The sequence below is a fragment of the Pseudomonas sp. NFACC04-2 genome, from assembly GCF_900119265.1.
Taxonomy (GTDB): domain Bacteria; phylum Pseudomonadota; class Gammaproteobacteria; order Pseudomonadales; family Pseudomonadaceae; genus Aquipseudomonas; species Aquipseudomonas fluorescens_AA.
Genome location: NZ_FPJC01000004.1, coordinates 1 through 17,390 on the forward strand (window position 1 = coordinate 1; position 17,390 = coordinate 17,390).

Consider the following 17,390-nt stretch of genomic DNA (forward strand, 5'->3'; position numbering starts at 1 on the left):
AGAAATCTTCAAAGTTTCGCTTCGGAAACCTCAACAACTTCAACCACTTGCGCTTCCGATCTCTCGTTAGCGGGAGGCGAATTCTACAGCGTTACTCGCTGCTGTCAACACCTCTTTTTCACCGCTTTCGACCGAGAAGATCGAACCGCCGATAGAGCCAAACAACACCGCCCTACCTGCTCCTTCCGGACTTCGATGAACTGAAGCCCTGCACCTTCGAAACCTACTTAACTCGTTGAATCTCAAGGAGTTTTCCGTTTCGACTGCGCCGGAAGTGGGGCGAATTATAGACTTCCAGAATCTGCCGTCAACCCTTAATTTCGCTTTATTCAGATTTCAGCGTGATACGTGCGAAAGCCTTCTTGCCGGCCTGGCATACATGAGTAGAGCCCAGCTCATATACATAGGCGCGATCCACAACCTCACCATCTATGCGCACACCACCCGAACCCAAGAGATCTCGCGCCACTGCCGCATTCTTGACCAGGCCAGCCTTATTGAGGACCGCCGCAATTGGCATATTCTCGGCAGCAGTCAACTCGATCTCTGGCAGATCATCCGGCAGCTCGCCATCCTTCATACGATTACCCGCCGCACGATGGGCATTGGCCGCAGCCTCCTCACCATGGAAACGCGCAACGATCTCTTCAGCCAGCTTGATCTTGATGTCCCGCGGATTGGCCCCGGCCTCTACATCAGCACGGAACGCATTGATCTCATCCATGGACCGGAAGCTCAACAACTCGAAGTAACGCCACATCAGCACATCAGGAATGGAGACCAGCTTGCCGTACATGACGCCTGGCGCTTCCTGGATGCCCACGTAGTTGCCCAACGACTTGGACATCTTCTTCACGCCATCCAGGCCTTCCAGCAATGGCATGGTCAAGATGCACTGCGCCTCCTGACCATAACCACGCTGCAACTCACGCCCCATCAACAGGTTGAACTTCTGGTCGGTACCGCCCAGCTCAACGTCCGCGCGCAACGCGACCGAGTCATAACCCTGAACAAGCGGGTAGAGGAACTCATGGATGGCGATCGGCTGATTGGTTGTATAGCGCTTGTCGAAATCATCGCGCTCAAGCATGCGAGCCACGGTGTATTGGGACGTCAGGCGAATGAAATCCGCCGGCCCCATCTGATCCATCCAGGTGGAGTTGAATGCCACCTCGGTCTTGGCCGGATCAAGAATCTTGAAAACCTGAGTTTTATAGGTCTCGGCGTTATCGAGAACCTGCTCGCGGGTCAGCGGCGGACGAGTAGCACTCTTGCCACTCGGATCACCAATCATCCCGGTGAAGTCACCTATAAGGAAGATGACCTGATGCCCCAGATCCTGGAACTGGCGCAGCTTATTAATAAGCACGGTATGACCCAGGTGCAGATCGGGCGCCGTCGGATCGAAGCCAGCCTTGATGCGCAGCGGCTGCCCGCGCTTGAGCTTTTCGATCAGCTCGGACTCGACCAACAGTTCTTCCGCACCACGTTTGATCAGCGCTAGCTGCTCTTCAACCGACTTCATAACAGACCCGTAAGGCTCAGATTCAAAGGGCCCCAACCATACAAGATCGCGCACCAAATACAAGGTTTGCCCGGCGCACGGACGCCGATCCACAGAACAGAGCGTTCGCGGGCTTGCTTCGCAGGGGTTTTGGTTATATTTTATACAGTTATTTCATCTTCATCATGTCATTCATCTTTTCCAATTCATCTTTTTCAAAAGTCAAAATTACTTATGACCACAGAACCGTCTAAAGCGCCGCCGCTTTACCCAAAGACCCACCTGCTTGCCGCCAGCGGCATCGCAGCCCTCCTAAGCCTGGCACTCCTGGTGTTTCCCTCCAGCGATGTTGAAGCCAAAAAGACGACTCTGAGTCTTGAACTGGAAAGTCCTGCTGAACAACTGACACAAGAACAAGACGCCGCCGAAGCCGTTCAAGCCACAAACGAACCGGCCGCCTCTCCTTTTGTGCAGATTGAAAACAGCCCGGAAGACACTGCCCAGACCGCCGTTCAGGTAGAAGCGCCTGTTACCCAGGAAAAGAAAGGACCGGAACACCGCGAAGTGATCGTTGCCAAGGGCGACACGCTTTCCACCCTCTTCGAAAAGGTTGGCCTGCCCTCCACATCGGTTCACGAAATCCTCGCCAGCGACAAGCAAGCCAAGCAATTCACTCAACTGCAACGCGGTCAGAAACTCGAATTCGAACTCAATCCAGACGGACAGCTGAACAATCTGCACACCAAGCTGAGCGACCTGGAAAGCATCACCCTGACCAAAAACGACAAGGGTTATGTATTCAACCGTGTCACCGCCAAGCCCACCGTTCGCTCGGCCTACGTCCATGGCGTCATCAACAGTTCATTGTCCCAGTCAGCTGCACGCGCCGGCCTTTCCCATAGCCTGACCATGGACATGGCCAGCGTCTTTGGCTACGACATCGACTTCGCCCAGGACATTCGCCAGGGTGACGAATTCGACGTCATCTATGAGCAGAAAGTGGTCAATGGCAAGAGCGTCGGCAACGGCCCGATTCTTTCCGCGCGCTTCACCAACCGCGGCAAGACATACACCGCGGTGCGCTACACCAACAAGCAAGGCAACAGCAGCTACTACACCGCCGACGGCAACAGCATGCGCAAGGCCTTCATCCGTACACCGGTTGACTTCGCCCGCATCAGCTCGAAGTTTTCCGCCGGCCGCAAGCATCCGATCCTGAACAAGATCCGCGCCCATAAAGGTGTCGACTACGCCGCCCCCCGTGGTACGCCCATCAAGGCGGCCGGCGACGGCAAGGTATTGCTGGCCGGACGTCGCGGCGGTTATGGCAATACCGTGATCATCCAGCACGGCAATACCTATCGCACGCTGTACGGCCACATGCAGGGTTTCGCCAAAGGCGTGAAGACTGGCGGCAGCGTCAAGCAAGGCCAGGTGATCGGATACATCGGTACCACCGGACTGTCCACCGGCCCGCACTTGCACTATGAGTTCCAGGTCAACGGCGTCCATGTCGATCCGCTTGGCCAGAAGTTGCCGATGGCCGACCCGATCGCCAAGGGCGAGCGAGCGCGCTTCCTGGCGCAAAGCCAACCCTTGATGGCTCGCATGGATCAAGAGAAAGCCACCATGCTGGCCTCGAGCAAGCGCTAAGCCATGGCGCTCTATATCGGTGTGATGTCCGGGACCAGCCTGGATGGCTTGGATATCGCACTGATCGAACTGGCCCCGGCGATCAAATTGATTGCCACGCACTACATCCCCATGCCCGCCACCCTGCGCGCCGAATTACTCGAACTGTGCAGCAGCGGGCCCGATGAAATCGCCCGCTCCGCCATTGCCCAGCAAAGCTGGGTAAAGCTGGCCGCCCAGGGTATCCATACCCTACTCGACGAACAGAAACTCAAGCCTGGAGACATCACGGCGATTGGCAGCCACGGCCAGACCATCCGCCATGAACCCGCCCGTGGGTTTACCGTGCAAATCGGCAATCCGGCCCTGTTGAGCGAATTGACCGGCATCGCCGTCGTCAGCGATTTCCGCAGCCGTGATGTCGCCGCTGGCGGACAAGGCGCTCCACTGGTACCGGCGTTTCACGAAGCACTGTTCGAGGAACGAGCTGGTAATCGTGCCGTGTTGAATATCGGCGGCTTCAGCAATCTCAGCCTGATAGAGCCCGCAAAACCTGTAGCCGGTTTCGACTGTGGTCCAGGCAACGTATTGCTCGATGCCTGGATACATCAACAACGAGGCGACCATTTCGACTGTGACGGCCATTGGGCTGCCAGCGGAAAAGTCGAGCCAGCCCTGCTCAAGGCCCTGCTCAGCGATCCTTTCTTCGTCACGAAGGGGCCGAAAAGTACCGGCCGCGAGGTATTCAACCTGCCTTGGCTGAGCCAGCATTTGTCGCAGTTGCCAACCTTCGCCCCGGAAGACGTACAGGCGACGCTGCTCGAACTGACCGCCCTGACCATCGTCGAATCACTGCAGCATGCCCAATCGAATACCCAAGAGTTGCTGATTTGCGGCGGCGGTGCGCACAACCAGGCGCTCATGAAGCGCCTGGCTGAGTTGCTGCCGGGTACCAAGGTCAGCAGTACGGCGGTGTATGGCGTGGACCCGGACTGGGTCGAAGCCATGGCTTTCGCCTGGCTCGCCCATTGCTGCCTTGAAGGCATTCCGGGCAATCGTCCGAGTGTCACTGGCGCCCGTGGCTTGCGCGTACTCGGCGCCATCTACCCGGCCTGAGATCAAGATTACGGACAAAAAAAAGCCGCAGGGCCGTAAGGCACTGCGGCGTTTTTATTGGAGCCGTCTCAGATCGAGAACGAAGAACCGCACCCACAGGTCGTGGTGGCGTTAGGGTTCTTGATCACGAAACGCGACCCTTCCAAGCCTTCCTGATAATCCACCTCGGCACCTGCCAGGTACTGGAAGCTCATCGGATCGACCACCAGGCTGACCCCTTCGCGCTCGACGATGGTGTCGTCTTCGGCCACTTCCTCATCGAAAGTGAAGCCGTACTGGAAACCGGAACAACCGCCACCCGTAACAAATACGCGCAGCTTCAAACGATCATTGCCCTCTTCATCGACCAGGCTCTTCACCTTGTGCGCGGCACCGTGGGTGAATTGCAAAGCCGTGGGGGTGAAGGTTTCGACGCTCATGCTGAATATCTCCCGGCGCTTACGCCGCCATAATGCGTGATGGCGGGCATTATCCGCTTCTCCTACAAAATCGGTCAACTATTTGCGGGGCTGCGGCAAACTGCTTTTACGGCAACATCCCCGCATGGGACAGCCCCAGGCGCTCATCCAGCCCGAACAGAATGTTCAGGTTCTGCACCGCCTGGCCGGACGCGCCCTTGACCAGGTTATCGATGACCGACAATACCACCACTAGGTCACCGTCCTGCGGGCGATGCACGGCGATCCGGCAAACGTTCGCACCGCGCACGCTACGGGTCTCCGGATGGCTGCCGGCTGGCATTACGTCGACGAACGGTTCGTCGGCGTAACGCTTCTCAAACAATGCCTGCAGGTCCACCGAACGATCGACGACGGTCGCATAAAGGGTGGAATGGATGCCACGAATCATCGGCGTCAGGTGCGGCACGAAGGTCAGGCCGACGTCCTTGCCCGCTGCCCGGCGCAACCCCTGGCGAATTTCCGGCAGGTGGCGATGCCCCTTGACCGCGTACGCCTTCATGCTTTCCGACGTTTCGGAATACAGCGAGCCGACACTGGCGCCACGCCCGGCACCGCTGACACCGGACTTGCAGTCGGCAATCAGACGCGAAGTATCGGCAAGACCGGCCTCAAGCAACGGCAAGAAGCCCAACTGTGTAGCGGTTGGATAGCAACCCGGTACGGCGATCAGTCGAGCCTGCTTGATTTTCTCGCGATTGACTTCCGGCAAGCCGTATACCGCCTCCTCGAGCAGCTCCGGTGCACCGTGGGGCTGGCCGTACCATTTGGCCCACTCATCGGCGTCCTGCAGACGGAAGTCCGCCGACAGGTCGATCACCTTGGTTCCAGCGGCCAGCAGTTCACCGGCCAGGGCGTGGGCGACACCGTGGGGCGTGGCGAAGAACACCACATCGCAGGCGCCGAGGGTCTTGACGTCCGGAACGCTGAACGCCAGGCCGTCGTAATGGCCTCGCAGGTTCGGATACATGTCGGCGACGGCCAGGCCGGCCTCGGATCGGGAGGTGATGACCACCACCTCAGCCTGCGGATGCTGTGCCAGAAGACGCAGCAGTTCGACACCGGTGTAACCCGTGCCGCCGACGATACCGACCTTGACCATAAACCTGCCCTCAACGAACCCACTGGAAAGCCGTCGATGATAGGGGCCGCAGGGCGTGGCGACAACCGTCAAGGTGACGTGTGGCCGCTCTAACCTCTACTATCGAGCTACCGTGAATCGAGGAATAACTAAAAATGCTCTATCTGTGGCTCAAAGCACTTCACATTGTCAGCATGGTCTGCTGGTTCGCTGGCCTGTTCTACTTGCCTCGCCTGTTTGTCTATCACGCCCAAAGCGAAGACAGTGTCAGCAAAGAACGCTTCAGCGTCATGGAGCGCAAGCTGTACCGCGGCATCATGGGCCCGGCGATGATTGCCACCTTGGTATTCGGCATCTGGTTGCTCAGCCTCAATGCCGGCGCCTACTTCACCCAGGGAGGCTGGATGCACGCCAAGTTGACCCTGGTCGTGCTGCTGATCGGTTACCACCATATGTGCGGCGCCCAGGTAAAGCGCTTCGCCCGTGGCGAAAACACCCGCAGCCATGTCTTTTATCGCTGGTTCAATGAAGTGCCGGTTCTGATATTGCTGGCTATCGTAATTCTGGTCGTCGTTCGACCGTTCTAACCTCCAATCAGCCTCCATTATCCGGGGTACTTCCAATGTCGTTGCCCGCTCTGCTTGAACAACGCTTGCGACTGCCCGTCGTGGCGGCGCCAATGTTCCTGATTTCCAATCCACAACTGGTACTGGCCTGCTGCCGCAATGGCATTGTCGGCAGCTTTCCGGCGTTGAACCAGCGCGAAAGTAGCGGCTTCAAGGCCTGGCTGGAAGAAATCGAAGCAGGCTTGGCAACCCTGGAAAACCCGGCGCCCTACGCGGTAAACCTGATTGTTCATCACAGCAATCCGCGACTTCAGGCCGACCTGGCCATCTGCATCGAACACAAGGTGCCGATTGTCATCACCAGCTTGGGTGCGGTGAAAGAGTTGGTGGACGCGGTTCACGGTTACGGCGGCCTGGTGTTCCATGACGTGACGACCCGACGGCATGCCGAGAAAGCCGCCGAAGCCGGTGTCGATGGCTTGATCGCCGTTGCTGCTGGCGCAGGTGGGCACGCCGGGACCTGGAGCCCGTTTTCACTGATTGCCGAGATCCGGCAGTTTTTCGATAAGACCCTGCTGCTGGCAGGATGCCTGAACCACGGCCATCAGATCCTGGCCGCACAATTGCTCGGCGCGGATCTGACCTACTTCGGTACGCGCTTTATCGGTACGAGCGAAAGCCACGCACCTGACGCTTATAAAGAGATGTTGCTCACATCCAGAGCCGCAGACATCGTGCATACTCCCGCTGTATCCGGGGTACCGGCCAGTTTCATGCGCCAGAGTCTGGAGAACGCCGGTTTCGATCTGGCCGCCCTGCAGAACAAAGGCCAGGTGGATTTCGGCTCGAAACTCAAACCGCTGAACGATGAAGCCAAGGCCTGGAAAACCGTATGGTCCGCTGGCCAGGGCGTGGGTGAAATCGATGATTTGCCCAGTGTCGATCAGTTGGTGGCACGCCTGGATGAAGAATACCGTCAGGCACAAGCCCGGGCGGCGCAGCTTGGTGGGCAATGGCCCCGCTGAATCAGCCTGAACAAAACAACTCATCAACTTTAAGAGACAAGGATGCCGGGCATGAGCGAAACCCGTTTCAACATCGTATTTGACGGCGGCCTGATGCCGGGCGTCGATACCACCACCGCCAAGCTCAACCTCGCCGAGCTGTTCAAAAGCGATGTCAGCGCCATTGAACGACTGTTCACCGGTCGAAAGGTAGCTCTCAAAAGCAACCTGTCCCAGAGCGAGGCGCAGCAGTATCTGGAAGCGCTCAACAAGAGCGGAATCGATGCCAGGATCGAAGCCGAACCCGTCGTCCAACTGAACCTTGACGAGGTACAGGAGGCATCACGGCAACCGAGCGGACGCCATCCCGATTCGATCGTCGAGCCCGCCTCGCCATACGCGCCTCCCCGCGCCGAAGTCGGTGAAGCGCTTGCCGAGTACGGCACACTCAAACCCTTCAGTTTCGACGGGCGTATCGGCCGTCTACGCTACCTGGCCTGGACCATGGTATTGACCCTGGCCCTACTGCCCTTGGTCGGCATAGGCTTCTGGCTGTCCACGGCCTGGCTGCTGGCTTCCGACTCGGTCGCGGGACTCATCGTCGGCGGCCTGCTCGCCGCAGTCGTCGTGCTAGCCTTTGCCTTCGTGAGCATCCAGTTCAACGTCCAGCGCCTGCATGATCTCGGTTGGTCGGGGTGGTTGTGGCTGATCAACCTGGTTCCGTTCGTGGGCAGCATCTTCCCCTTCATCCTAATCATCGCTCCGGGCAATACCGGCGCAAACCAGTACGGCCCGCCGCCGCCGCGCAACACCACAGCGGTCAAATTGCTGGCCTCGCTGTGGCTGGTGATGATCGTCCTGATTTTCATGGCCACCTTTGCCGGCATCTTCGGGGCCCTTCAGGAGGACTACGACAGCAGCAGCCTGAGCAGCTATGAAAGCAGCGAGTCCAGCAACGAAACCTCTGAAGAGCCCGCCGTCGAGGCAGCCGAGCCCGCTCCGCCTTCTGTAGACTATGAAGAAGAGGAACAATAAGCGCGCTTCATGCCGGTGACAGCGCAGTCAACTGGCGGCGGGCTATTGCGATGGAGAACTGCATGACCCGTTACGCACTGATCACTGGCGCTTCCAGCGGTATCGGCCTGGCCATGGCCGAAGCGCTGGCCCGGCGCGGCCGCAACCTGATACTGGTGGCTCGACAGCGTGATCGGCTGGAAAGTATTGCAATCGAACTGACTCAGCGGTTCGGCGTGGAAGTATTGTTCCGGGCCTGTGACCTGGGCGAACCGCTGAGGCTTTCAGGCTTTCTGCTGGAACTGGAGGAAAGCGAGCGGCAGATCGATCTGCTGGTCAATTGTGCTGGCATCGGCACCAGTGGGCCGTTCCTGGGCCAGGACTGGATGACCGAGCAGGACCTGATCGAAGTCAACATCCTCGCCCTGACACGGCTTTGTCACGCCATCGGTAATAGCATGGCGCTACTCGGCGGCGGCCAGATCCTCAACGTTGCCTCGATCGCCGCATTCCAACCCGGCCCCTGGATGAGTACTTATTACGCCAGCAAGGCCTATGTACTGCATTTTTCCGAAGCCCTGCGAGTTGAACTGAAGAAATGCGCGATCAAGGTCTCGGTGCTTTGCCCTGGGCCGACCCGGACCGGCTTTTTCGCCAAGGCGCAGATGGACGAACAGAAACTCATCGACAGCAAGTTGCTGATGAGCCCGGAGGAAGTTGCCCTGTACGCCGTACGCGCACTGGACAAGAACCGCGCCATCATCATTCCTGGACGCCGCAATCGCTGGCTGGCCGTACTGCCGCGACTGGGATCGCGATGGCTGGTCCGGACCATCGCCGGCATGATCAACAAGGCTTACTGCCCACGCTGATTCCTTCATGTTGAACAACCAGGCGCCCCAACGGAGCCTTCACGACACCCGAGCTCGACGAACCCAACGGAGAAAACAGCTGTGGATACTCTGTTTACCAAGATCATCAACCGGGAAATCCCGGCAAAGATCATCTACGAGGATGACCAGGTATTGGCCTTCCACGACATCGCCCCGCAGGCACCCGTGCATTTTTTGGTCATTCCGAAAAAACCGATCCGTACGCTCAATGACCTCACCGAAGAAGACAAGGGCCTGGCCGGGCACATTCTGTTCACTGCCCAGCGCCTGGCACTGGAGTTGGGCTGTGAAGAAGGTTTTCGCGTGGTGATGAATTGCAATGAACTGGGAGGGCAGACGGTCTATCACATTCATATGCATGTGCTGGGTCAGCGCCAGATGCACTGGCCGCCGGGCTGATACCCCTGACCCAACGCAAATTTTCGGCGGCCGATTGGGTTAAACTGGCCGCTGTGATTTTTCCCGGAGGTAAGCATGACTACCCAACGTCACTACTCGCCGATTGACCGTCTATTGCTGCAAGCCGATACCGCGATGCGCACCCTGCTGCCCTTCAGTGGCCAGCCGTACCGCCCATCACCGGCTATCGTGCAGCCGGACGCGCAACTGAGTGACGAGCAAACCCGCCATGTCGCCGGATTGATGCGTATCAACCACACCGGCGAAGTCTGTGCCCAGGCGCTTTATCAGGGCCAGGCGCTGACAGCGAAGCTGCCCCAGGTGCGTGAGGCAATGGAACACGCCGCCGAGGAAGAAATCGACCATCTGGTCTGGTGTGAACAACGCATTCGCCAACTGGGCAGCCACACCAGCGTCCTGAACCCGCTGTTCTACGGGATGTCATTCGGGATCGGCGCCGTCGCTGGCCTGATCAGCGATAAAGTCAGCCTCGGCTTCGTTGCCGCGACCGAGCATCAAGTGTGCAAGCACTTGAACGAACACCTGGAGCAACTGCCGGCCGAGGATGAAAAGTCCCGGGCAATCCTCGAGCAGATGCGCGTGGATGAAGAACACCATGCAGAAAGTGCGCTTGACGCCGGCGGCTTCCGTTTTCCGGCCCCGGTGAAGTTCGGCATGAGCCTGCTGGCCAAGGTCATGACCAAGAGCACTTATCGGATTTGACGGAGATAGGGGGCTGGAAAACCCATCCCCACTGCAACGCCAATGAAAAAGGCGACTTCCAGCGGGAGTCGCCTTTTTCTTTAGTTCAGGATTTCAACGCGGCGAGTTGCGGGCTTCGCCATTGAGATCGACTCAACCCAATTCGATGATTTCATAATCGTGGGTGATTTCGACTCCGGCGGCGCCGAGCATGATCGAAGCCGAGCAGTATTTCTCGGCGGACAGCTCAATGGCCCGCTTGACCTGGGCTTCCTTCAAGGCTCGCCCCTTCACCACGAAGTGCATGTGGATCTTGGTGAATACCTTTGGATCTTCGGTAGCACGTTCCGCTTCCAGAAACGCTTCGCAGCTTTCGACGGCCTGGCGGGACTTTTTAAGAATGCTGACCACGTCGAAATTGCTGCAACCGCCGACGCCCAACAGGAGCATTTCCATCGGCCGAACACCCAGGTTCCGACCACCGGCCTCTGGCGGGCCGTCCATGACGACCACATGACCACTGCCTGACTCACCGAGGAACATGGCTTCGCCAGCCCATTGGATGCGTGCCTTCATCGCCAAGACTCCACTGTTAAAAAAGGGTCGCCAGCTTAGCACAGCGCTTCGCCATGACCGCTCTTCGTCTTAGGAGCCCGTCCCGTCAGCCTGTAGGTAAATTCTCAAATCTATTGAGGACGCCTCTGTTAAGCTGGCGCCAACTCACTGGCGTATGGCCATCTTTAGCAGTAGCTATTCGCCTTCATAAAAAACCAAACCACTACACCGCGCAGTCTTTCGGGATACAACCATGGTTGCCATTACTCCCACGTTCAAGATCAAGAATCTCGACAAGCTCTTGATGCATTGCCAGCGCCGCCGCTACCCAGCCAAACACAACATCATTTGTGCGGGAGATCGTTCCGAGACGCTGTTTTTCATCATCAAGGGCTCGGTCACTATCCTGATAGAGGATGATGACGGTCGGGAAATGATCATCGCCTACCTCAATTCCGGAGATTTTTTCGGTGAGCTGGGGTTGTTCGAACAGGCGGGCAAGGAACAGGAACGCAGCGCCTGGGTGCGGACCAAGATTGAATGTGAGGTTGCGGAAATCAGCTACGCCAAATTCCGAGAACTGTCCCTGCAAGACCCGGACATTCTTTACGTCCTCAGCGGACAAATCGCACAGCGCCTGCGCAACACCACCCGCAAGGTCGGCGATCTCGCATTTTTCGACGTCACCGGGCGTGTCGCACGTTGTCTGTTGGAGCTGTGCAAGCAGCCCGATGCCATGACCCACCCGGACGGCATGCAGATCAAGGTGACCCGCCAGGAGATTGGCCGGATTGTCGGTTGCTCGCGTGAAATGGTCGGTCGCGTACTCAAGGACCTGGAAGAGCGCAACCTGGTCAACGTCAAAGGCAAGACCATGGTGGTGTTCGGAACGCGTTAAGCACCCAGCAGTTGAGTCTGTAATTCCCGGTACAGCGCCTCGAGTCGCTCCAGTGCGTGAGGCGCCGGGAATTTTTCACGCAAGGCAATGTGGCTCTCGGCACGCACTCGCTGTTCCAGGCCACAGGCCTCATTGAAGCGATTGACTGCCGCGACCATGGACTCACGCTCGTTCTCCAGCAAAAGCGCGCCATGCACCAGACCCACCGGACGTTGCCCCCCCTTGCTCTGGCGCCAGCGCTGAGCAGTGCCGACCATTTTCCGGCCGTCGAGGTTGACGTTGAAGCGCCCGTCGCAAAAAGCCCCGTCCACTTCTCCCAGCGAAGCCACCCCGCCCAATTCATCCAACAATTGGCAGATGGGGTCGCACAACCGGCGATATCCGGTTTCGATGCGGCCGTGGTCGCCTTCGCTGCGCGGTGGCGCGTAGACCAAGGCGATATTGACGGTAGCGGCCGATTGCGGCACCGGCTCGCCACCGGTTTCACGTAGCAGGACTGGCCAGCCATGGGCGGCCGATACTTCACTGGCGTGTTCGAACCCCGGCAGCCGACTCAAGCGACGCGGCATGACCAGCGCACGGTCATTGGGCTGCCAGAACAGCAGGCCGAACTCGGCGTCGCCCGCGCAGATGCTGGCCAACAGGTCCTGTTCGGCTTGCAGGCCAGCTTCGACGGTGAGGGAAATCACAGGCGACATGGATCAGTCCAGCGTCGAGCTGCTCACTGGCAGGCCTCGTTCAGGAAAGAACAGTCGCTGCAATTCAGTCCCCGGATTCTCGGCCCGCATGAACGCCTCCCCCACCAGGAACGAATACACATCGCTGACTTCCATCAACTCGACATCGGCCCGGTTGAGGATGCCGCTTTCGGTGATGACCAAGCGATCACGCGGGATGCGAGGCAACAGGTCCAGGGTGGTTTCCAGGCTGACTTCAAAGGTGTGCAGGTTGCGGTTGTTCACGCCGACCAGTTTGGTATCGAGGGTTTTCAGGGCTCGCTCCAACTCGTCGCCATCATGGACTTCCACCAGGACATCGAGCCCGACGCTCTTGGCCACGGCCGCCAGCTCGGCCATTTTCACGTCATCCAGGGCAGAGACGATCAAAAGCACGCAATCGGCGCCCAGCGCACGCGCCTCGACGATCTGGTACGGGTCGATCATGAAGTCTTTGCGGATCACCGGCAACTTGCATGCCGCCCGTGCCTGCTTCAAGTAGTCATCGGCCCCTTGGAAAAAGTCGACGTCGGTCAGCACCGAGAGGCAGGTCGCACCGCCCTTCTCATAGCTCCGTGCGATGTCGGCCGGGACGAAGTGTTCACGAATTACGCCCTTGCTGGGAGAAGCCTTCTTGATTTCGGCAATGACCGCCGGCTGTTTTTTCTTGGCCTGATCCATCAGCGCCTTGGCAAAACCGCGCGGCGCATCCGCTGAACGCGCCAGGTTTTCCAGCTCGGCCAGACTGACGCGCGCGCGGCGCTCAGCCACTTCCTGGGCCTTGCGAGCCAGAATGTTTTCCAGAACCGTTGGCACGCTCATCCTTCGTTCTCCACTTTGAATACGGCGGTAAATGCACCCAACTCTTCGAGTTTTTCCCTGGCCAGGCCAGTGTGCAGCGCATCATGGGCCAGTTCCACGCCTTGCTTGAGGCTGCTGGCGTGGTCGGCGGCGTACAACGCAGCGCCGGCATTGAGCACGATCATCTCGGCGGCTTTCTGGCCATTCTCGGTCTTGCGGCGACCCAGGGCATCGCGGATCAACTCCAGCGACTGGGCCGGGCCATCGACCGCCAGGCCATGCAAACTCTGGCTTTTCATGCCGAGGTCTTCAGGTTCGACCCAATACTCGCTGATCTGATCATTTTTTAGTTCGGCCACGAATGTGGGCGCCGCCAGGCTGAATTCATCCAGGCCATCTTTCGAATGAACCACCAGCACGTGTTTGCTGCCCAGGCGTTGCAGGACTTCGGCCAATGGCCGGCACAACGCCTGGCTGAACACCCCAACCACTTGATGCTTCACGCCGGCCGGATTCGTAAGCGGGCCGAGCATGTTGAACAGTGTCCGCAGGCCCAGGTCACGGCGCGGCGCGGCGGCGTGTTTCATGGCAGTGTGATGGGTCTGGGCAAACATGAAACCAATGCCGACATTGTCGATGCAGCGCGCCACTTGAATCGGCGTCAGGTTCAGGTAGACGCCGGCTGCCTCCAGCAAATCGGCACTGCCGCTCTTGCCTGAGACCGCGCGGTTGCCGTGCTTGGCAACGGTGCAACCGGCCGCCGCGACCACAAACGACGAGGCGGTGGAAACGTTGAAGATATTGGCGCCATCACCACCGGTGCCGACCACATCGACCACGCCGTCCAGCGTCTTGAGTTCGACCTTGTCCGCCAGTTCACGCATCACCGACACCGCGCCGACGATTTCATCGATGCTCTCGCTCTTCATGCGCATGGCCATCATGAACGCGCCGATCTGCGCATCCGTGCATTGGCCGGTCATGATTTCGCGCATCACATCGCGCATCTCGTCGGTGCTCAAGTCGAGATGGCCGACGATACGGCTCAGGGCTGTCTTGATATCCATGAAAAGTCCTTAGCGCGTGCCGCCGGTTTGTTTGAGGAAGTTGGCGAACAGCTCGTGGCCCTGCTCGGTGAGAATAGACTCGGGATGAAATTGCACACCCTCGATATTAAGTGTCTTGTGGCGCAACCCCATGATCTCATCGACCGAGCCGTCTTCAAGCTGGGTCCAGGCCGTCAATTCCAGGCAATCAGGCAGCGTTTCGCGCTTGACGATCAAAGAGTGGTAGCGAGTTACGGTAAGCGGACGATTCAGTCCTTCGAACACGCCCTTGTCCTCGTGGAATACCGGGCTAGTCTTACCGTGCATGACTTGTCGGGCGCGCACGACATCGCCACCGAACGCCTGGCCGATCGACTGATGCCCCAGGCAGACACCCAGGATCGGTAGCTTGCCGGCGAAATACTTGATGGCGTCGATGGAAATGCCCGCTTCGGTCGGCGTGCACGGGCCGGGGGAAACCACGATGCGCTCAGGCTTGAGGGCTTCGATTTCGGCAATGGTCAGTTCGTCGTTGCGCACGACTTTGACCTCGGAGCCCAGCTCGCCAAGGTATTGCACAACGTTGTAGGTAAAAGAGTCGTAGTTATCGATCATCAGCAACATGGCTAAGCAACCTATTGAATTCACTGACTTTAAACACAGCCTTCAGAGAGTGACCCGCACGCTGCTGCGCTTGGCGAGGCGATTGATGCCCCGGCGAAGCGGTTCTACAGCGGGTAAAGAAGGCAAATCGGTACAGGTCCGGCGAGGCCGGCGGAGAATGTTCAGGCGCGCCAACGCCAACGGGCGTGTGCCTTGATCATTTGATCCAGAAGTTTGCTGGCAATCGACACAGGGGAAGTCTCGTTCATACGTTCCGGCACAGTAGCTTAGCTGGACGGAGCACGCAATATGACCGTTCCCGAAGGGCTTTGAAACAATCGCGACGTTCCGGATAGATGGCAAAACGCCGGAAGTTTTTGGTACTGTCGTTTCGTTTTCTAACAACAAAAAGATAAAAACGGACTTTCCCATGATCAAAAAGACGTTGTTCGTACCGATTGCCGGTTGCCTGCTGGCGATGGCTTGCGCCCAGGCGAGCGCCGCTCCCAACCCGTACTCCAAATTCATTGTGTTCGGCGACAGCCTCAATGACGCGGGCCAGTTCGCCGACCCGAATGGCCCGCCCGGCTCGACCGAGCGCTATACCAACCGAACCGGTCCGATCTATACGGACGGCAGCGGTGAAGCCTATTCGGCCAACTCCACCCAACTGCTGGGTGGGCGCCTGGGTTATTCCGCCGACGAGACCGCCGCCTCCACCTCGGCGGTCCGCGCCGACCAAGGGCTGGCAGACGGCAATAACTGGGCGGTGGGCGGTTATCGTACCGACCAGATCCTCGAATCGATTACCGGTGTATCCGACACCGGCGAACGCAGCCGTCCCGGCTATCTGCAATCCAATGGCCTGCGGGCCGATCCGAATGCGCTGTATTACCTTTCCGGTGGCGGTAACGACTTCCTTCAAGGCCGGGTACTGAACACCGCGCAAGCGAACGCCGCCGCGGACCGCCTGGCCGACAGCGTCCAGGTACTGCAGACGGCCGGTGCCCGCTATGTGATGGTCTGGCTGTTGCCCGACCTGGGCCTGACGCCGGCCCTCAACGGCGGCCCCTTGCAGGACACCTTTTCGCAGTTGGGCAATCAGTTCAACCAACAATTGATCACACGCCTGCAAGGCATCGACGCTGAAATCATTCCACTGAACATTCCGCTTCTGCTGAAAGAAAGCTTCGCCGATCCGGCAAGATTCGGCCTCGCCACCGGCGAGAATCTCACCGCAACCTGCTTCAGCGGCAACGGCTGCACGGAAAATGCCACCTATGGCATCAACAGCGCCACGCCAGACCCCAGCAAGCTGATCTACAACGACGCGGTCCATCCAACCGAAACCGGGCAAAAACTGATCGCCGACTATGCTTTTTCCCTGCTTGCGGCGCCCTGGGAACTGACATTGCTACCGGAAATGGCCCACTCGACCCTGCGTGCTCACCAGGATGAGTTGCGCAGCCAGTGGCAATCGGACTGGGAGGACTGGCAGGCGGTCGGCCAGTGGCGAGCCATCGTGGCAGGTGGCGGCCAACACTTGGACATGGACAGCCAGGGCAGCAGCGCCAGCGCCGACGGCAGCGGCTACAGCCTCAACGTCGGCGGCAGCTATCGCCTCAATGAGGCTTGGCGCGTAGGTGTCGCCGCCGGTCTCTACCGCCAGGACATGGAAGCAGGCCATAACGATTCGGAGTACAAGCTCAACAGCTACCTGGCCACCGCCTTCGCCCAGTTCCAGCAAAACCGCTGGTGGGCCGATGCGGCACTGACTGGCGGCAAGCTCGACTACGACAACCTGGAACGCAAGTTCGACCTGGGCGTCAACGAAGCGCAAGAGAAAGGCGACACCGACGGCCATCTCTGGGCATTCAGCACGCGGGTGGGCTACGACATTGCCCAGCCGGGCAGCGAATGGCACCTCTCGCCGTTTATCAGTGCTGACTATGCGAAGGTGGAAGTCGATGGCTACTCGGAAAAGAGCAACCGCTCCACGGCTCTGACCTTCGATGACCAGACCCGCGACTCGAAACGCCTGGGCATTGGCTTGCAGGGCAAATACAACATCACCCGGCAGACCCAGGTGTTTGGCGAATATGCCCACGAGCGCGAGTACGAAGACGACACGCAAAAGGTCAACATCGCCCTCAACAGCCTGCCAGCCAACGATTTCACGCTGGAAGGCTACACGCCACAGAGCCACCTGAATCGCCTGAGCCTGGGGGTCAGCCACAAGTTGACCAACGACCTGGCGCTGCGGGGCGGTTATACGTTGCGCAAGGATGATGACCTGACCCAGCAAGGGGTGAGCCTGGGCGTCAGCCTGGACTTCTGATCGAGGAGAGCCTGTGGGAGCGAGCTTGCTCGCGATAGCGGGCTGTCAGTCGACCTATGGGTTG

The 17,390-nt window shown here is 58.8% G+C and carries 18 protein-coding genes; 10 read left to right on the forward strand and 8 right to left on the reverse strand.

What is annotated here, in order from left to right; all coding sequences use genetic code 11:
• Window positions 1-325: 325 nt before the first annotated feature.
• Complete coding sequence (gene tyrS, locus BT125_RS06585; protein WP_072405743.1) at window positions 326-1,525, reverse strand: tyrosine--tRNA ligase; 1,200 nt, start codon at window positions 1,523-1,525, stop codon at window positions 326-328.
• Between the two features lie 213 nt (window positions 1,526-1,738).
• Between tyrS and BT125_RS06590 the strand changes: the two genes are divergently transcribed.
• Together BT125_RS06590 and BT125_RS06595 are read left to right on the forward strand one after the other, a co-directional pair.
• Entirely contained in the window at window positions 1,739-3,157 is a 1,419-nt protein-coding gene (locus tag BT125_RS06590) for a peptidoglycan DD-metalloendopeptidase family protein (protein WP_072405744.1), read from the forward strand.
• A 3-nt stretch (window positions 3,158-3,160) separates the two neighbouring features.
• Window positions 3,161-4,252, forward strand: coding sequence for an anhydro-N-acetylmuramic acid kinase (locus tag BT125_RS06595; RefSeq protein ID WP_072405745.1), 1,092 nt, complete (start codon window positions 3,161-3,163; stop codon window positions 4,250-4,252).
• A 68-nt stretch (window positions 4,253-4,320) separates the two neighbouring features.
• Here BT125_RS06595 and erpA read toward each other — a convergent pair whose 3' ends face one another.
• Window positions 4,321-4,671, reverse strand: coding sequence for an iron-sulfur cluster insertion protein ErpA (gene erpA / locus BT125_RS06600; RefSeq protein WP_003177727.1), 351 nt, complete (start codon window positions 4,669-4,671; stop codon window positions 4,321-4,323).
• 106 nt (window positions 4,672-4,777) lie between these two features.
• On the reverse strand, window positions 4,778-5,812 hold the full coding sequence (gene argC, locus BT125_RS06605; RefSeq protein ID WP_072405746.1) for an N-acetyl-gamma-glutamyl-phosphate reductase: 1,035 nt from the start codon (window positions 5,810-5,812) through the stop codon (window positions 4,778-4,780).
• 134 nt (window positions 5,813-5,946) lie between these two features.
• Between argC and hemJ the strand changes: the two genes are divergently transcribed.
• The 6 genes from hemJ to coq7 all read left to right on the forward strand — a co-directional run bounded on the left by hemJ (window position 5,947) and on the right by coq7 (window position 10,390).
• Entirely contained in the window at window positions 5,947-6,378 is a 432-nt protein-coding gene (gene hemJ / locus BT125_RS06610) for a protoporphyrinogen oxidase HemJ (RefSeq protein WP_003206117.1), read from the forward strand.
• A gap of 35 nt (window positions 6,379-6,413) precedes the next feature.
• Window positions 6,414-7,382 (forward strand): NAD(P)H-dependent flavin oxidoreductase, encoded by a 969-nt coding sequence (locus BT125_RS06615; protein WP_072405747.1) that lies wholly within the window; start codon window positions 6,414-6,416, stop codon window positions 7,380-7,382.
• 51 nt (window positions 7,383-7,433) lie between these two features.
• The gene (locus BT125_RS06620; RefSeq protein ID WP_072405748.1) at window positions 7,434-8,396 is read left to right on the forward strand and encodes a DUF805 domain-containing protein; all 963 of its coding nucleotides are present in this window, start codon (window positions 7,434-7,436) and stop codon (window positions 8,394-8,396) included.
• 62 nt (window positions 8,397-8,458) lie between these two features.
• A complete protein-coding gene (locus BT125_RS06625) occupies window positions 8,459-9,247 on the forward strand; it encodes an SDR family NAD(P)-dependent oxidoreductase (protein WP_072405749.1) in 789 nt (262 codons plus the stop codon).
• An 81-nt stretch (window positions 9,248-9,328) separates the two neighbouring features.
• Window positions 9,329-9,667, forward strand: coding sequence for a histidine triad nucleotide-binding protein (locus tag BT125_RS06630; protein WP_072405750.1), 339 nt, complete (start codon window positions 9,329-9,331; stop codon window positions 9,665-9,667).
• 75 nt (window positions 9,668-9,742) lie between these two features.
• Window positions 9,743-10,390: a 2-polyprenyl-3-methyl-6-methoxy-1,4-benzoquinone monooxygenase gene (gene coq7 / locus BT125_RS06635; RefSeq protein WP_060740380.1), complete on the forward strand. Its 648-nt coding sequence runs from the start codon at window positions 9,743-9,745 to the stop codon at window positions 10,388-10,390.
• A 132-nt stretch (window positions 10,391-10,522) separates the two neighbouring features.
• On the opposite strand, the gene BT125_RS06640 is transcribed toward coq7, so the two are convergent.
• On the reverse strand, window positions 10,523-10,945 hold the full coding sequence (locus BT125_RS06640; protein WP_003206127.1) for an OsmC family protein: 423 nt from the start codon (window positions 10,943-10,945) through the stop codon (window positions 10,523-10,525).
• A gap of 232 nt (window positions 10,946-11,177) precedes the next feature.
• Here BT125_RS06640 and crp point away from each other — a divergent pair, with 232 nt between their 5' ends.
• A complete protein-coding gene (gene crp, locus BT125_RS06645; RefSeq protein ID WP_003206128.1) occupies window positions 11,178-11,822 on the forward strand; it encodes a cAMP-activated global transcriptional regulator CRP in 645 nt (214 codons plus the stop codon).
• Here the strand turns inward: crp and BT125_RS06650 are convergent.
• The 4 genes from BT125_RS06650 to BT125_RS06665 are packed head-to-tail and all read right to left on the reverse strand — an operon-like array spanning window position 11,819 to window position 15,009.
• Window positions 11,819-12,520 carry a lipoate--protein ligase family protein gene (locus BT125_RS06650; RefSeq protein ID WP_072405751.1) on the reverse strand — a complete coding sequence of 234 codons (702 nt, stop codon included), beginning with the start codon at window positions 12,518-12,520 and terminating at the stop codon, window positions 11,819-11,821. The two genes, crp and BT125_RS06650, sit on opposite strands and share 4 nt — an antisense overlap.
• Window positions 12,521-12,523: 3 nt before the next feature.
• A complete protein-coding gene (trpC, locus tag BT125_RS06655) occupies window positions 12,524-13,360 on the reverse strand; it encodes an indole-3-glycerol phosphate synthase TrpC (protein ID WP_072405752.1) in 837 nt (278 codons plus the stop codon).
• The gene (gene trpD / locus BT125_RS06660) at window positions 13,357-14,406 is read right to left on the reverse strand and encodes an anthranilate phosphoribosyltransferase (protein ID WP_072405753.1); all 1,050 of its coding nucleotides are present in this window, start codon (window positions 14,404-14,406) and stop codon (window positions 13,357-13,359) included. Before trpD ends, trpC begins: the two co-directional genes overlap by 4 nt.
• A gap of 9 nt (window positions 14,407-14,415) precedes the next feature.
• Window positions 14,416-15,009 carry an aminodeoxychorismate/anthranilate synthase component II gene (locus tag BT125_RS06665; RefSeq protein WP_060740375.1) on the reverse strand — a complete coding sequence of 198 codons (594 nt, stop codon included), beginning with the start codon at window positions 15,007-15,009 and terminating at the stop codon, window positions 14,416-14,418.
• A gap of 409 nt (window positions 15,010-15,418) precedes the next feature.
• Between BT125_RS06665 and estP the strand changes: the two genes are divergently transcribed.
• Window positions 15,419-17,326 carry an esterase EstP gene (estP, locus tag BT125_RS06670; protein ID WP_072405754.1) on the forward strand — a complete coding sequence of 636 codons (1,908 nt, stop codon included), beginning with the start codon at window positions 15,419-15,421 and terminating at the stop codon, window positions 17,324-17,326.
• The last annotated feature ends 64 nt before the right edge of the window (window positions 17,327-17,390 follow it).

Coding starts and splice junctions, on each gene's coding strand:
- BT125_RS06650 (WP_072405751.1), bottom strand. CDS start 12,520: ATGTCGCCTGTGATTTCCCTCACCGTCGAAGCTGGCCTGCAAGCCGAA.
- BT125_RS06640 (WP_003206127.1), bottom strand. CDS start 10,945: ATGAAGGCACGCATCCAATGGGCTGGCGAAGCCATGTTCCTCGGTGAG.
- BT125_RS06625 (WP_072405749.1), top strand. CDS start 8,459: ATGACCCGTTACGCACTGATCACTGGCGCTTCCAGCGGTATCGGCCTG.
- BT125_RS06615 (WP_072405747.1), top strand. CDS start 6,414: ATGTCGTTGCCCGCTCTGCTTGAACAACGCTTGCGACTGCCCGTCGTG.
- hemJ (WP_003206117.1), top strand. CDS start 5,947: ATGCTCTATCTGTGGCTCAAAGCACTTCACATTGTCAGCATGGTCTGC.
- BT125_RS06590 (WP_072405744.1), top strand. CDS start 1,739: ATGACCACAGAACCGTCTAAAGCGCCGCCGCTTTACCCAAAGACCCAC.
- erpA (WP_003177727.1), bottom strand. CDS start 4,671: ATGAGCGTCGAAACCTTCACCCCCACGGCTTTGCAATTCACCCACGGT.
- BT125_RS06595 (WP_072405745.1), top strand. CDS start 3,161: ATGGCGCTCTATATCGGTGTGATGTCCGGGACCAGCCTGGATGGCTTG.
- argC (WP_072405746.1), bottom strand. CDS start 5,812: ATGGTCAAGGTCGGTATCGTCGGCGGCACGGGTTACACCGGTGTCGAA.
- BT125_RS06620 (WP_072405748.1), top strand. CDS start 7,434: ATGAGCGAAACCCGTTTCAACATCGTATTTGACGGCGGCCTGATGCCG.
- BT125_RS06665 (WP_060740375.1), bottom strand. CDS start 15,009: ATGTTGCTGATGATCGATAACTACGACTCTTTTACCTACAACGTTGTG.
- estP (WP_072405754.1), top strand. CDS start 15,419: ATGATCAAAAAGACGTTGTTCGTACCGATTGCCGGTTGCCTGCTGGCG.
- trpC (WP_072405752.1), bottom strand. CDS start 13,360: ATGAGCGTGCCAACGGTTCTGGAAAACATTCTGGCTCGCAAGGCCCAG.
- tyrS (WP_072405743.1), bottom strand. CDS start 1,525: ATGAAGTCGGTTGAAGAGCAGCTAGCGCTGATCAAACGTGGTGCGGAA.
- crp (WP_003206128.1), top strand. CDS start 11,178: ATGGTTGCCATTACTCCCACGTTCAAGATCAAGAATCTCGACAAGCTC.
- coq7 (WP_060740380.1), top strand. CDS start 9,743: ATGACTACCCAACGTCACTACTCGCCGATTGACCGTCTATTGCTGCAA.
- trpD (WP_072405753.1), bottom strand. CDS start 14,406: ATGGATATCAAGACAGCCCTGAGCCGTATCGTCGGCCATCTCGACTTG.